This window comes from Pseudoalteromonas sp. APC 3355, assembly GCF_030407615.1.
GTDB lineage: Bacteria > Pseudomonadota > Gammaproteobacteria > Enterobacterales > Alteromonadaceae > Pseudoalteromonas > Pseudoalteromonas distincta.
In genome coordinates this window covers 197,937-212,530 of record NZ_JASDDB010000010.1, presented here as the reverse complement: position 1 = coordinate 212,530, position 14,594 = coordinate 197,937, and the positions used below count along the sequence as shown (strand labels likewise).

Genomic DNA, 14,594 nt, shown 5'->3' with positions numbered 1-14,594 from the left:
AAGACCGTGCTTAGCGGAAAAACTGTTATGAAAAGTACAATATATTTATAAAATAATTGTGACGTACTGATTCATCCCATAAAACCTGCTATTCGTACCAAAGACTACGCCTCATAAATAATGCCCGTAGAGTGTTTAAATAAATCCCCTTACTGTAATCCGCGAAGTAACCATTTAGTTACAAAAATAACAATTCAGGGGAATTATATGACATTAACTAACAAAGGTAGCGCGCGCTTATTTAAAAAATCGTCGTTAACAGTTGCGCTAAGCAGCGCGATACTTGCAAGCTTTTCATTTCAAGGTGTTGCAGCAGAAGATGACGAAATAACTAAAATAGAACGCGTACAAGTTACAGGTTCTCGAATTCGTTCAGCTGAGGCAATGTCATCGGCTCCTATTCAAGTTGTAGATAGTGCCGCTATTGATGCATCAGGGTCGTTAAATATTCAAGACTTATTATTAGAGAACCCTGCATTTGGTACACCAGCTATTAGCCGTACTAACTCAAACTTTAATACCGCAAGTGCGGGTGTTGCTACTGTTGATTTACGTAATTTAGGCTCTAACCGCACATTGGTTTTAGTGAATGGTCGTCGTTATGTATCAGGTGTACCAGGTAGCTCTGCTGTCGATTTAAATACTATTCCGAGTCAATTCATCGAACGAGTTGAAATTATGACAGGTGGTGCTTCATCTGTTTATGGTTCTGACGCTGTTGCTGGTGTAGTTAACTTTGTACTAAAAGATGATTTTGAAGGTATTGAATTCGAAGGCCAATATGGTGAATCAAGCGAAGGCGATGATGAATCACGCCAATTTAACTTTACCTCAGGCTTATCAAGCTCAGATGGGAAAGGGCACGCGATGTTCCATCTTGGGTATTCTGATCAAGGTGCTGTTTTTTCACGTGATCGTGACCGCTCGGCAGTAGACCAATTTTCAGGTATCTTCTTTGAAGATGATCCAGTAGCAAACCCAGGCTCTGTATTTGATGCTGTAAGCCCATTTTTATCTTCATTTCCGCCACAGGGTCGCTTTAGCGCTGGGGATGAAACATTTACGTTTAATGATGCAAACACCCTACAAAACTCGTTTAGTACTAACGGTGGCGATGGCGTAGCTGCAAATGGTTTTAACCGAAGTGGCGTACGTACGATAGCGATACCTACAGAACGTTACTTATTTGCCTCAAATGGTAGCTACGAGCTAAGCGACAAGCATAGCTTTTTTTATGAAGGTACTTACGCTGCAACAACAACCGTTTCTGAATTAGAGCCATTCCCTTTTGCCTCTGACGACATCTATGCAAATGGCCAAGTACCAATTGAATTTAATGTAAACGGTGAAATATTGCGTAACGCATTTGTACCTGATGATATATATAACGCAGCAACCGACACCGACGGTGATGGTATGCGTGATATCTTTTTTGCAAAGCGCTTAAGTGATATCGGTAACCGTGGAGCACGAGCTGAGCGTGATACATTCCGTTTAGCACTAGGCTTTCAAGGTGAAATAGCAGATGGTTGGTTCTACGATACTTACTATGTATACGGTAAAACAAAAGAGCAGCAAGTTTCTGGTGGTTTAGTTAACGTACAAAGCTTTCGTCAAGGTTTAGAGGCTGTTATCGATAGCCAAGATTTAGATGGCGATGGTATTACTGATGAGGCTATTTGTATCGATGCGACAGCACGTGGCTTTAACTGTGCGCCGGTAGACATTTACGGTTTCAATTCGCTATCGCAAGGTGCTATTGATTTTGTAAGTGCACCTAGCTCACTTTCAACGTCGGTTGAGCAAGAAATCATTGGTGGTAATATTTCAGGTGATTTATTTGATTTACCGGCAGGTACGGTAGGTATCGCTGCTGGTTTTGAATACCGAGAAGAGTTCTCACGTAGTGAGTTTGATGCTCTACAGCAAGCTGGCCTTAATGCGGGTAATGCAATTCCAGCAACAGAAGGCTCGTTTGATGTAACTGAATATTATGTAGAAGCAAACATCCCCGTGCTTGATTCTGTAACAATGAATGCAGCAGTTCGTTTGTCTGACTACTCAACAGTAGGCAATACTGAAAGTTGGAACGTGGGTGTAGATTGGGAAGTAATGGATAGCTTACGTTTACGCGCTACCCGTGCACGTTCAACACGTGCTCCAAATATCGATGAACTATTTTCTCCACCTTCACAAACTTTCCCAAGTGGTTTAAACGATCCATGTTTAGGTGTTACTAATAGTGGCGGTGGTGCTGCAGGTGATGCTTGTCGTACAGATGTTGGTGTTACAACTAATATCGCCTCAAATGGCGAGTTCACGCTTAACCAGTCTGACTTACAAGGTATTAGTGGTTTTAACCGTGGCAACCAAGATTTAAAAGAAGAAGTTGGTGACTCTGTAACAGTAGGTTTAGTATTTACACCAGAAAATCTAATATCAGGCCTAGACATTACGCTTGATTACTTTGATATCGAAATTACAGATGCAATCGTATCAACACCTCGTCAGTTTATTCTTGACCAATGTTATGGTGGTGGCGATACAAGCTTTTGTGACTTTGTAACTCGTCGTAGTGCGCCATCAGGTAATAATAGTGCTGGTTCACTAGAGTTTATTGATAGTGGTGTATCTAACAGTGGTGGTTTAGGTACAGAAGGTGTTGATTTAACACTAACGTACTCTACTGATATTGGCCCAGGTGCGTTTAGAACTCGCCTTGCTTATACTTACCTAATCGATGGTTATAGCATTCCACTTCCTGGCGCTGATAAAGATGAGTTTGCTGGAGAAATTGGTGCATCAGAGCATAAAGCTAACTGGAACTTTGGTTATAAACTTAACGACTTTGATTTTAACTGGAGCTTAACTTACATTGGCGCTGCAGACTTTGATGATCAATTCTTAAGTGGTTTTGGTATTGCTCCAGGTGGAGTTGGGATTGGTTCAGTGACATATCATGATGTTCAAGCAAGTTACCATATCAGCGATTCAACAGAGCTTTACGCTGGTGCGAGTAACTTATTTGATAAAGAGCCACCACGCATTTTATCGGGTGTGAGCGGTTCAAGTACTGGTACTGAAACAGATGCAGGTACGTATGACCCAATTGGTCAATCATTCTACATAGGTTTTAGAAGTAAATTCTAACCAACAATAACGACACTAATATAGTTACTTAATTAGTAACGTTCACAAAGCCTCAGTATTGCTGGGGCTTTTTCATGGGGAAAAATAATGTAGTAGTAATGCTTATACATTGTTTATCCCAATATATGAGCATTACACCCACTTAAACCCAAAACAACGCCACTGGTAACAGGGGCGTTGTTTAGTATGGGGAGGAGGCTAATATAGTAACCGAATCGCTTGATTATTTAACGATTTATCCCTATTTGTGGCCCTCTTCATTGAGGGCTTTTTTTTTGCTGGTTTAGTCTAAGTAAGCCTTTAGCATCCAAACCAGTTTTTCTTGCTCTGAGATGTAATCGCTCATTAGTGAGGCTGTACCTTCATCGTCTGCATCACCAGCTTGGCTTAAAATATCACGCTGCATGTGAATTAATGTACTGTAACCAGCAAGTAGGTTTTCTACGGCTGTAACGCCATCACTAATACCTTTAGCTTCTTTAATTTTACTTACTTCAAGGTAATCAGAAAATGCATGTAGAGGTGCGCCATCTAACGTTAAAATACGTTCTGCAACTTCATCTACTTTGAGAAGTAGTAAGTTATAAATTTCTTCAAACTTAACGTGTAGTTCAAAAAAGTTACGGCCTTTAATATTCCAGTGAAAGCCACGCGCGTTCATGTATTGAATCTGGTAGCTACTCAATAATGTATTGAGTGACTTTATGATGTCTTCGCTTTTTGCGCTGTTTAGACCAATTGCGTTTACATGTGACATAACTTGCTCCTGAATAACCGTTTGTTTGTGAACTTGTGATAAGTATTACTAATTTCGATAAATTAGTAAAATCGTTTAAATATATCTAGTTAATAGTTTTAACCTATTAGCTGTTTTTGATACCTGTATTCACTTTAGACTATTAATAGAAATGGGACTGATTAATAAAAATACTACCCCTCAAAAATAAATAAAACCCAGAAGTATATAAATCATGATCTAAAACAAACTTTATTCAAGGTAATAACTTAGCTATTTTTTTATTGATGCAGGTCAAAAATCATCCATCCTAACGGCGCATAATAATGTTGTCGAAATAATTAGGAGAGATAACATGCATGCAAAAACAGCGAAACAAAATAAAGCAGAGTTAATAGTGGTAGGAATTGCAGTCATCGCATTTGTGCTTGGGCTAGTAGCGCACTTAGCAGGAGCAAGCTTTGCGAACTCAGATTTTTTTGGTTACATTGCGGCGCCCATTCCGCTGATACTGGCTGTGATATTTTTAATTAGTTATAAAATAGCAGCCAATGCTGAGGATTAATCTTTCTCGTTTAAGCACTTTAAAATGTAATCGAGTACTTGGCGCGAGTAAATCATACTGGTATGGCTTAAATGAAACACTTTGTGTTCGGCCATACCTTTAAGTTTGGTTTCATCTAGTAATACGGTGCCATCTGACTGGCTACCTTTGACTATTAAAGGCATAAGCCCAATAGGTAAATCGCCTGCGATACTATAAAGCTTAGCTTTAAAAGGCCAATTACCATTTTTAGTAAGCAAAAACTCAACACTATTTTTTAAAAATGATTCAAACCCTTTTTGCTTCATTTTTTGCGCTATATGGCTGCCTTTATGTGGAGTACCCAGTGTAATTACCTTCGTAATATTCTGGCTAGCAGGAGAGTTTGCCTCTAGATAAGCACGTGCAATCAGCCCTCCCATTGAGTGGCATACAAGCGCTGCAGGTTCGTTAGAAATACACTCATCAATTTGTGCAAATATGGTATCGCGGTGAGGGTCGAGCGTATTGTAGGTAATGTTTAATACCGTCATACCCGACTCTTCAAGTCGTGAACAAAGTGGGCGCATAACAAAGCCAGACATATACAAGCCATGTAAAACAATAACGTGTTTAACTTTCATATGCTCCCTAATACCAATTTTATTAAAAACATGATCATTCTAGCGTATTAAATAATCCGCTACCTGCGTTAAAAATTATTTATATAAAACAACTACATGTCATAATTTTCGCCTTGTTATCGACTTATTTATTTGTCGCTATAATAGATAACTAATTTAATGCAATTGGTATAACTACCGTAATTACATTAACTGTAGCGGTTTTATTTCAATATTGGTTGTATCGGTATTTACCCATACTTCACCATCTTGAATGGTAATGGCGAGCTTAATTCCACGATCAACCAAAGCAGCAAGTGCTTGTGTTGCTGCGTAATCAAGGCTAAAAATACTTAGATTTTTAAATTCATACAATTTAGGTTGATGTTTTTGCCACCAAATTGCTTGATTGTTTTCACCATAAGTATACAGCACCACTTTTTTAGATTTATTACAGGCTTTTTTAAGGCGTTTCTCATCTGGTAACCCAAGTTCAACCCATAGTTCTATTTCTTCACTATAGCTTACATGCCAAAGTTCAGGCTCATCATCAGCACTTAACCCTTTAGTAAATTCTAAACCATCACAGCTATTTAGCGCAAAAGCGAGTAAGCGAATCATCAACCTTTGGTCGGTTTCTGATGGGTGTTGAGCCAAGGTTAAATTAAAATCTTGATAAACGTGGCGGTCCATATCGCTAAGCGATAACTGCACTTTCATAATGGTGGATTTAAGAGCCATAACAACTAATCTGAAAAAATTTGCGCCAGTATAGCGCAATTAAATGAATTGCCAGTTAAAATAGCGGTTAATTATACGTTAGGAGTTAAAAATGGCTATCCAGTGGTTCCCTGGGCACATGAATAAAGCCCGCAATGAAATTAAAGAAATAATGCCACAAATGGATGTGATCATTGAAGTGCTTGATGCGCGCATTCCCTACAGTAGTGAAAACCCGATGGTGGCAACCTTGCGTGAAGGTAAGCCGGTCATCAAAATTTTGAACAAAGCTGATTTAGCTGATCCTAAAATGACTCAAATCTGGAAAGATTATTTTGAGCAAGAAAACGGTGTTAAAGCGATTTCTTTTGGGCATGATAAAGCAGCTGAAGTACACCGTATAAATGAGCTTTGTAAAAAGTTAGTGCCGCATAAAGTGGGTGCCGATAAGCAGATTAAAGCCATGATAATGGGTATTCCTAACGTGGGTAAATCTACGTTAATTAATGTACTGGCTGGGCGTATAGTTGCAAAAACAGGTAATGAACCTGCGGTAACCAAAGCACAACAACGCATTAAGCTTGAAGACGGTATTATGCTTTACGATACGCCAGGTATGCTTTGGCCAAAAGTAGAGAATGAAAACTCAGGTTATCGTTTAGGCGCTACCGGTGCCATTCGTGATACGGCGCTTGAGTATGAAGAAGTAGCAAGTTACACAGCTGAGTACTTATTGCGTGCATACCCTGAGCTTTTAAAAGCGCGTTATAAAATAGATGAATTACCAGAAAGTGATTGGGAATTTGTTGAAATGGCGGGTAAAAAACGCGGCTGTATTCGTGGTGGTAATCAAATAGACACATATAAAATGTCTGAAATACTAATCAACGAATTACGCGACGGTATTATTGGCCGTATTACTATGGAAACTCCGCAAATGCGTGAGGAAGAAGAGGTAATGGTTGCTGGTCTACGCGCCGCTGCAGAAGCTAAAAAACAAGCTAAAGAAGAAGAGAAAAAACAACGCCGAGCACGCGCACGTAAAAACCGTCGTTAATTGATTTAGTTTAATTTAACCAACTAAATTACAGATATAAAAAAAGCCCGTAAGGGCTTTTTTAGTTTCATATCTACCGTCACCGATATGAGCAATGTAGCAAGTAAAATAGTAGGGCGGTTACTCATCATCAACATCAAGGGGCGTTGCGGTTCATAACAAGTAACCATAGCTGTTTACGTGCGCCACACGTTGTTTCAGGGTCGAGAAACAAATCAATTCATTCCTTAACAAGTGGTATGCAATCCGTCTTGTTGATATTGATTATCAGTTAGATCTAACTATCTGTCAATACCTAAATGCAAATAATTCTTATTATTGTGGCGCTTGTTTTTTATTCATATATAAATCGACTAGTGAGTACTAAAGTACATGCTTAATTTCATAAAAATTTAGACTCATGCGGCGGTACGTTAGAAATTGGTGAGTCAGACCTACTTGGTGCAAGACTAAGTGTTTATATTCCAAAATAATAAGAGCATTAAACATGACGTATTCAGTAGTAATAATTGAAGACGAAGTAGAGGTAGCACAGCTTTTAGCGCAGTACTTGTTATTACCAAATGGTATTGCAGGCAATCAAACGCCAAAGCAAAGTTTAAGGCAAGCACAGTATCAGGTAGTGGGCATTGCAGGTAATTTAAGCACGGCAACAGCTTTGCTGCATGCAATTGAACCTGATTTAATTTTACTCGATATACACCTGCCTGATGGTAATGGCTTAGATTTGTTAACTGATTTACGACGACGAACAATTAAAAGTGAAGTTATGCTGCTCACGGCTGCAAAAGAGGTTGAAACCCTTGAAAAAGCAATGCAGTTAGGCGCATGCGACTTTTTAGTTAAGCCATTAATGTTAAACCGACTAGATCAAGCACTTGCACGTTTTGAATCACGTCAGCAATGTTTTTCTGATGCAAGTGAAGTAACGCAGTCAATGGTTGATACGTTATTTGGCTCAAAGCAGCAAACCAATATTTCTAATCGTTTACCAAAAGGGGTCGACCAACTTACCCTGCAAAAAATACATGATGCTTTTGTAGAGCACGCAACCACTGCATTTACTGCTCAGCAAATGGGCGATTTGGTCGGTGTGAGTCGCTCTACAGCACGCCGTTACTTAGAGTATTTGCTTGAATCAGGTAAGTTAACAGCGGATCAAAGTTATGGCAGTATTGGCCGTCCTGAACGTTGCTATAAAATAGCGAAGTAACTTGGTGCATCTGAAACTTAAGTATTAAACACTATTAATTTCAATGTCTTGCGTTTTTTTTGTTATGTTTGATATTTAATAGATTCTGACGATAAAAAAAATATGTTGAATTGATTGCATTTTAAGCGGCTTGTATGGTGATGTTCGCATTAAGTGATGTTATACTCCTGCCGAATAATTTATCGACTTTATTAAGAGTAAAATTAATGGCAGATTTATCGAAGTACAGAAACATTGGTATTTTCGCGCACGTTGATGCGGGTAAAACCACGACTACTGAGCGTATCCTAAAGCTTACTGGTCAAATCCATAAAACAGGTGAGGTTCATGATGGTGAATCTACTACTGACTTCATGGAACAAGAAGCTGAGCGCGGTATTACTATCCAGTCTGCGGCTGTAAGCTGTTTCTGGAAAGATCACCGTTTTAACGTTATCGATACTCCTGGACACGTTGACTTCACAGTTGAAGTATACCGTTCACTTAAAGTATTAGATGGCGGTGTTGGTGTATTCTGTGGTTCTGGTGGTGTTGAACCACAATCAGAAACTAACTGGCGCTATGCTAACGAATCAGAAGTTGCACGTATTATCTTTGTAAATAAATTAGACCGTATGGGTGCTGATTTTTACCGTGTAACTGAGCAAGTACGTAAAGTACTTGGCGCAACTCCACTAATCATGACTTTACCAATCGGTATCGAAGATGAGTTTGTTGGTGTTGTAGATGTTTTAACTAAAAAAGCGTACGTATGGGATGACACTGGTCTTCCAGAAAACTACGAAATCACTGACGTTCCTGCAGACATGGTAGAAAAAACTGATGAATACCATGAAATGCTTATCGAAACTGCTGTAGAGCAAGACGATGATCTTATGGAAGCGTACATGGAAGGTGAAGTACCTTCTATCGAAGATATCAAGCGTTGTATCCGTAAAGGTACTCGTGACCTTGCTTTCTTCCCTACGTTCTGTGGTTCTGCTTTCAAAAACAAAGGCATGCAACTAATCCTTGATGCTGTTGTTGACTACTTACCTGCTCCAACAGAGGTTGATCCTCAACCTCTTATGGATGAAGAAGGTAACGAAAATGGCGAATTCGCAATCGTATCTGCTGACGAACCTTTCAAGGCGCTAGCATTTAAGATAATGGATGACCGTTTTGGTGCATTAACTTTCGTACGTATCTACTCAGGTAAGCTTAATAAGGGTGACACTATCCTTAATGCGTTTACTGGTAAAACTGAGCGTGTTGGCCGTATGGTTGAGATGCAAGCAGATGACCGTAACGAATTAACTAGCGCACAAGCTGGTGACATCATTGCTATCGTAGGCATGAAAAATGTGCAAACTGGTCACACTCTATGTGATCCTAAGCACCCAGTAACACTTGAGCCAATGGTATTCCCAACTCCAGTAATCTCGATTGCTGTACAGCCTAAAGATAAAGGCGGTAATGAGAAAATGGGTGTTGCTATCGGTAAAATGGTTGCAGAAGATCCATCTTTCCAAGTTGAGACTGATGAAGATTCAGGCGAAACTATCCTTAAAGGTATGGGTGAGCTTCACTTAGATATCAAAGTTGACATCCTTAAGCGTACTTACGGTGTAGACCTTATCGTTGGTCAACCACAGGTTGCTTACCGTGAAACTATCACTCGTGAAATCGAAGATAGCTACACGCATAAGAAACAATCTGGTGGTTCTGGTCAGTTCGGTAAAATCGACTACCGCATCAAGCCAGGCGAAGTTGCTTCAGGCTTCACGTTTAAATCATCAGTTGTTGGTGGTAACGTACCTAAAGAATTCTGGCCTGCAGTTGAGAAAGGCTTTAAGTCAATGATGGGCGAAGGTGTTCTAGCTGGCTTCCCAGTATTAGACGTTGAAGTTGAACTTTTTGACGGTGGTTTCCATGCCGTGGATTCATCAGCAATCGCGTTCGAAATCGCTGCTAAAGGTGCTTTCCGCCAATCGATCCCTAAAGCGGGCGCACAACTTCTTGAGCCAATCATGAAAGTTGACGTGTTCACTCCAGAAGATCACGTTGGTGATGTAATCGGTGACCTTAACCGTCGTCGTGGTATGCTAAGCGACCAAGAAGCTGGTTTAACTGGCGTTCGCATTAAAGCTGACGTTCCGTTATCAGAAATGTTCGGTTACATTGGTTCACTACGTACAATGACATCTGGTCGTGGTCAGTTCTCTATGGAGTTCTCACACTACGCACCATGTCCACAAAACGTAGCTGACACAGTAATCGCTGCAGAAAAAGAGAAAAAAGCTGCTAAGTAATTAGCTCTTTAACTCTTTAAAAAAACCCGCACATGATGCGGGTTTTTTATTGCCTATAATTTGGTTTTATTTTTTATAGTTTTTTATAACTGCTCTTTATTATTAATTAGTCCTATATTTTTAATTAATAAAAAGGTACTAGAGAGCAATTTATTTATATTGTTACAAAGCAGGGATTTGCTATACACGTATATGCACAGAGCGTTATATCAATAGTGAGGAAATTACTGTTGTATCATTTAGCTCGTTTTTTCTTTTCACTATTTTAAAGTAGAACTGGAGAATGGTAAGGTTTTTCATTTTTATAACTGGCAGCTTGATGATGAAACGCAATCAGCTATTTCTAAAATGTACTGTAATAAGTTAGCTAGAAAAATAGAAAAAATTAGCGGTAAATGCAGCGCGTGATTTTTAATTTAGATAAAAAAAGGAGCAATTAATTGCTCCTTTTTTGTTTTTATTTTATAACGCGCTAATTAAACTTTTTTATAGCCTTAGCTTTTAGCGCTTTCATCTTTAGCCTGCGTGGCTTTTTAAAAGATTGTATAGGCATTGATACCATATGCTCTTGTGGCAGTGCCGGAATTGTTTGTGGGTAAGTTCCTTCCTCTGGCACGGAAATCTCTTTTAGATGTACTTTAAGCGCCTCTAGAGTTGAGTCGTTATCAACTTCACTAGGGCAAATAAATATACCTAACTTTCTTAGCTGTACGCCGAGTTTGATACTACTGGTATAACGGATAATTGGAGCACCTAATACTAAGCCTAATAATATAGGTGATAGCCACCAAAAGAATACAGGTGTGAAGTAGTAGGCTGTGCTACCCCATGCTATAGCCACAATAGTAGAGAATAACGTATAACCAAACGCTTCTTTCCACGGAACCATACGACCTTCGCGCGGTTGTGCATCCCACTTCACTTTTTTACCTAAAAATACGCAAAGTACAAAGTAAGCATGAAATACCATCATTAATGGCGCAACAATAATAGCAAATACGGTTTCAATGATTGAACCTAGTATGAGCTTAATTGAACCACCAAAGCGTTTGTTTCTATGTATTAGGGTGACTATTACGCCCATTAATTTAGGCATTAATAAAATAACAATAGTTAAATACAAGAGTGAATCAATAAGATCGGTTTTAGCTATTTGCCATGTAGGAAATAATTGATAAACACGATTAAAGTACACATCACTATTTAATGCGCGCGTTACTGCATCAATAGTACTTAGCGCTAGCATTGAGAGCCAAATTAGTGATGAAATATAGGCTGTTGCACCTAATAGAAAGTGCAGCTTACTCATTAATTTTAATTTAGATGACGATAGTAAACCTAAGTGCTGAATATTACCCTGTACCCAGCGTCTATCGCGTACAGCATAATCGAGAATATTACTTGGTACTTCTTCGTAGCTGCCTTCAATATCTGATAGTAATAGTACATCCCAACCTGCACTATGAAGTAGTGATGCTTCTACAAAGTCATGACTTAAAATCTCACCGCCAAAGGGTGCGTTACCTTTGAGTGTTGGCAAGCCACAGCACGTTATAAATGCTTCAACTCTAATGATTGCATTATGACCCCAGTAGTTGGCTTTATCTGTTTGCCAAAATGCTGAGCCAGTAGCGAGCATTGGGCTATATAGCACTGATGCAAACTGTAAAAAACGACCAAAAAAGGTATCTTGACGAACAGGGATTGGAATCGTTTGGATCAGGCCTGCTTGTGGGTTGTTTAGCATGCTTGTAGTAAGTTCTAACATACATTTACCGGTCATTACGCTATCTGCATCAAGCACAATCATATGGTCATAATTACTTCCCCAGCGCTCACAAAAGTCGGTTAGGTTACCTACTTTGCGGTGTTTGTTATCTTCGCGACGACGATAAAAAACATGCTTTGCTGTATCCCCTAAACGTTCGCACAATGCATGCCATGCACTTAGCTCGTTTTTAACTATTTGAGGGTCTTGTGTATCGCTTAATAAATAAAAATCAAAATTATCAAGCTGACCAGTTTCTTTTAACGATTGTAGACTTACTTCAAAGCCCGCGATAACACGGTGGGTATCTTCGTTATAAATAGGCATTACAACGGCGGTTTTCTGAGCGTTAATTGCCTCGTTATTGAACTCAATTGGTTTAATACGTTTTAACGTAAGCGGGTCAATTCGAAACAACTGTAGTACAAAGCCGATTGTGCCACTACAAAAAGCCGTTACAATCCAAGCAAATGTGATTGAGAATAATACTAAAAGGGCATACTCAAGTAATGTCATACCGTTTGAGCTTAAAATCTCAAACATAATAGATATGCCGTAGCCAGATGTGCCAAGTGCCGCAATGGCAAATAGCCATACTCTTAGTGTTTTGAATGGCATTGGAGTGCCCCTACCTTTATTACTTGATGTCATTTGGGTACCAAACATAGCTCCATACCTCGCTAATTTCTTTGTCACGTAGTTTTAACGATAAACGCATATCAACGGGTTGATCGTCCTGTGGTGCAATTTTAAAGGCTACACGCCATCCACGTGAATCCGGAAGTTTTTGTACATTCACGTCGGTTACTTCGCCTGTTGTAAGTTGAATGTCGGCATCTAGTTTTAACTGTTTAGACAGTTGATTTATTTCTGATCCAGTAAAATCAACAGTAAATTGGCGGTGGCTTTTTGGTGGTGGGTTGTCCTCACCTGGTAAAGCGGCGCTACCAATTCTTGTACGTAGTACACGTGCTTTCTCGTGCTGAGTTAAAACTGAATTAAAGGTCGTCATTTTGTAGCTTAATTTTAATGAATCTCCGGCCTTCATTGGTTTTTCTGGTACCCAGTAACTTACGATATTGTCGTTAGTTTCTGTATCAGTCGGTATTTCTACAAGCTCTACACGACCATTTCCCCACTCACCTTGTGGTTCAATCCATAGGCTAGGGCGGTCGTGGTAATGTGCTTCTGTGTCTAGATAGTTATTAAAGTCTCGGTCTCGTTGAGCTAACCCAAAACCTTTTGGGTTATTGTACGAAAATGAAGTAACGCTGAGTTGTGATGGGTTGTTAAGAGGACGCCATACCCACTTGTCATCAGCAGATTGAGTTAATAGGCCGTCCGAGTCATGAACTTCAGGGCGATAGTCATCAAAAAATTTGGTGCTGTTTTCGCCGTGATAAAACATACTCGTTAATGGTGCTACACCTAGTTTTTTAATATCTTTACGCGCAAAAATCTGCATATCAACATCAACTAGCATATTAGTTGTAGGGTCGACGCTAAATTTGTACGCACCAGAAATAGATGGACTATCCAACAATGCAAAAATGGTGATTTGTGTTTGCTCTGGCTTTGGTTTAACTAACCAAAACTCTTTGAACATTGGAAATTCTTCACCCGAATTCTCAGCAGTATCAATGGCAAGGCCTCTTGCTGATAAGCCATAAACTTGTTGAGGGCCAACGACTCTAAAATACGATGCTCCCTGAAATACCATTACTTCGTCTTTATACTCGTTAGTATTTATTGGGTAATGTAAGCGAAATCCAGCATGGCCCAGTTGAGTGCCCGCCACACTTTTAGCTATTTCTTCTTGTAGTGGTGCAGCAGTGCCATCGTATTGGTAAAAGTCGGTGCTGAAAGGTAAGCGGCTACGTTTAGAGTCGCTATCAACAGTATTTATTGTTACAGGTGTTTTATATAAAAAACCAGGGTGGAATAATTGCAGCTCGTACAGGCCTTCATCTTTCCACACCGCTTTGTCTTTTTTAAATCGAATTGAACGGTAGTCTTGATAATCAATATTATTTAGCGCTTCAAGCTCTATGTTTTTAGGTGCAACATATTCTTCGCTTGCTAACTTTTTAGCGCGAGCGCTAATTACATCAAATAAGCTACTTTGTGGAATTGCTACATCAACAGTTGCAGCAATCGCTTGGTTGCTATTGCCCCAAGTCGAAAAAATAATAAGTAGACCCAGTAGTGGTGCTGACTTTTTTTGCCATTTAGGCAAGTTTTGGGTTAGTTGTTTCATTCTCATTCCTTTATAAAAACACGACTTATTTTTACGTTTAGGGTAAATATTGATTTGTTTTGTAAGTATCTTCTAATTTACTTAAAGCAAAATGTGAACCTTTATAAAAGTTCATATTTTTCAATAGGAAAACCAATATACGTAACTCACTGAGGTTTTTGTTGTGTAAAATTCACTCAATCTTATGTAGTTGTTACTGATTAATTACTAGAAGACTCACTAATCGTATGAACATATTACGGGGAGTTTAATGAAG

10 protein-coding genes are annotated in these 14,594 nt (G+C 39.2%); 5 read left to right on the top strand and 5 right to left on the bottom strand.

Annotated elements, in window-relative coordinates; genetic code table 11:
- Nucleotides 1-207: 207 nt before the first annotated feature.
- On the top strand, nt 208-3,150 hold the full coding sequence (locus QMA08_RS14635; RefSeq protein ID WP_004334996.1) for a TonB-dependent receptor: 2,943 nt from the start codon (nt 208-210) through the stop codon (nt 3,148-3,150).
- A gap of 283 nt (nt 3,151-3,433) precedes the next feature.
- Here the strand turns inward: QMA08_RS14635 and QMA08_RS14630 are convergent, their stop codons facing one another.
- On the bottom strand, nt 3,434-3,907 hold the full coding sequence (locus QMA08_RS14630) for a Dps family protein (RefSeq protein ID WP_004334993.1): 474 nt from the start codon (nt 3,905-3,907) through the stop codon (nt 3,434-3,436).
- Nucleotides 3,908-4,241: 334 nt separating this feature from the next.
- Here QMA08_RS14630 and QMA08_RS14625 point away from each other — a divergent pair, with 334 nt between their 5' ends.
- A complete protein-coding gene (locus tag QMA08_RS14625; protein WP_024597139.1) occupies nt 4,242-4,451 on the top strand; it encodes a hypothetical protein in 210 nt (69 codons plus the stop codon).
- Here QMA08_RS14625 and QMA08_RS14620 read toward each other — a convergent pair.
- Together QMA08_RS14620 and QMA08_RS14615 are read right to left on the bottom strand one after the other, a co-directional pair.
- The gene (locus tag QMA08_RS14620) at nt 4,448-5,053 is read right to left on the bottom strand and encodes an alpha/beta fold hydrolase (protein WP_004334986.1); all 606 of its coding nucleotides are present in this window, start codon (nt 5,051-5,053) and stop codon (nt 4,448-4,450) included. The genes QMA08_RS14625 and QMA08_RS14620 overlap by 4 nt on opposite strands.
- A gap of 183 nt (nt 5,054-5,236) precedes the next feature.
- The gene (locus QMA08_RS14615) at nt 5,237-5,773 is read right to left on the bottom strand and encodes a YaeQ family protein (RefSeq protein WP_024593828.1); all 537 of its coding nucleotides are present in this window, start codon (nt 5,771-5,773) and stop codon (nt 5,237-5,239) included.
- A gap of 91 nt (nt 5,774-5,864) precedes the next feature.
- Here QMA08_RS14615 and ylqF point away from each other — a divergent pair, with 91 nt between their 5' ends.
- From ylqF to fusA, 3 genes are all read left to right on the top strand, one after another.
- Nucleotides 5,865-6,809: a ribosome biogenesis GTPase YlqF gene (gene ylqF, locus QMA08_RS14610; RefSeq protein WP_290174795.1), complete on the top strand. Its 945-nt coding sequence runs from the start codon at nt 5,865-5,867 to the stop codon at nt 6,807-6,809.
- A gap of 487 nt (nt 6,810-7,296) precedes the next feature.
- Nucleotides 7,297-8,022 (top strand): response regulator, encoded by a 726-nt coding sequence (locus QMA08_RS14605; protein ID WP_039488685.1) that lies wholly within the window; start codon nt 7,297-7,299, stop codon nt 8,020-8,022.
- Nucleotides 8,023-8,228: 206 nt separating this feature from the next.
- Entirely contained in the window at nt 8,229-10,313 is a 2,085-nt protein-coding gene (gene fusA / locus QMA08_RS14600) for an elongation factor G (RefSeq protein ID WP_004334977.1), read from the top strand.
- A gap of 472 nt (nt 10,314-10,785) precedes the next feature.
- On the opposite strand, the gene mdoH is transcribed toward fusA, so the two are convergent.
- Together mdoH and QMA08_RS14590 are read right to left on the bottom strand one after the other, a co-directional pair.
- Nucleotides 10,786-12,747, bottom strand: coding sequence for a glucans biosynthesis glucosyltransferase MdoH (gene mdoH, locus QMA08_RS14595; protein ID WP_024597082.1), 1,962 nt, complete (start codon nt 12,745-12,747; stop codon nt 10,786-10,788).
- Complete coding sequence (locus QMA08_RS14590; protein WP_278380155.1) at nt 12,719-14,338, bottom strand: glucan biosynthesis protein G; 1,620 nt, start codon at nt 14,336-14,338, stop codon at nt 12,719-12,721. Before QMA08_RS14590 ends, mdoH begins: the two co-directional genes overlap by 29 nt.
- Between the last annotated feature and the right edge of the window lie 256 nt (nt 14,339-14,594).

Coding starts and splice junctions, on each gene's coding strand:
- QMA08_RS14625 (WP_024597139.1), top strand. CDS start 4,242: ATGCATGCAAAAACAGCGAAACAAAATAAAGCAGAGTTAATAGTGGTA.
- QMA08_RS14605 (WP_039488685.1), top strand. CDS start 7,297: ATGACGTATTCAGTAGTAATAATTGAAGACGAAGTAGAGGTAGCACAG.
- QMA08_RS14630 (WP_004334993.1), bottom strand. CDS start 3,907: ATGTCACATGTAAACGCAATTGGTCTAAACAGCGCAAAAAGCGAAGAC.
- mdoH (WP_024597082.1), bottom strand. CDS start 12,747: ATGTTTGGTACCCAAATGACATCAAGTAATAAAGGTAGGGGCACTCCA.
- QMA08_RS14615 (WP_024593828.1), bottom strand. CDS start 5,773: ATGGCTCTTAAATCCACCATTATGAAAGTGCAGTTATCGCTTAGCGAT.
- fusA (WP_004334977.1), top strand. CDS start 8,229: ATGGCAGATTTATCGAAGTACAGAAACATTGGTATTTTCGCGCACGTT.
- ylqF (WP_290174795.1), top strand. CDS start 5,865: ATGGCTATCCAGTGGTTCCCTGGGCACATGAATAAAGCCCGCAATGAA.
- QMA08_RS14590 (WP_278380155.1), bottom strand. CDS start 14,338: ATGAAACAACTAACCCAAAACTTGCCTAAATGGCAAAAAAAGTCAGCA.
- QMA08_RS14620 (WP_004334986.1), bottom strand. CDS start 5,053: ATGAAAGTTAAACACGTTATTGTTTTACATGGCTTGTATATGTCTGGC.
- QMA08_RS14635 (WP_004334996.1), top strand. CDS start 208: ATGACATTAACTAACAAAGGTAGCGCGCGCTTATTTAAAAAATCGTCG.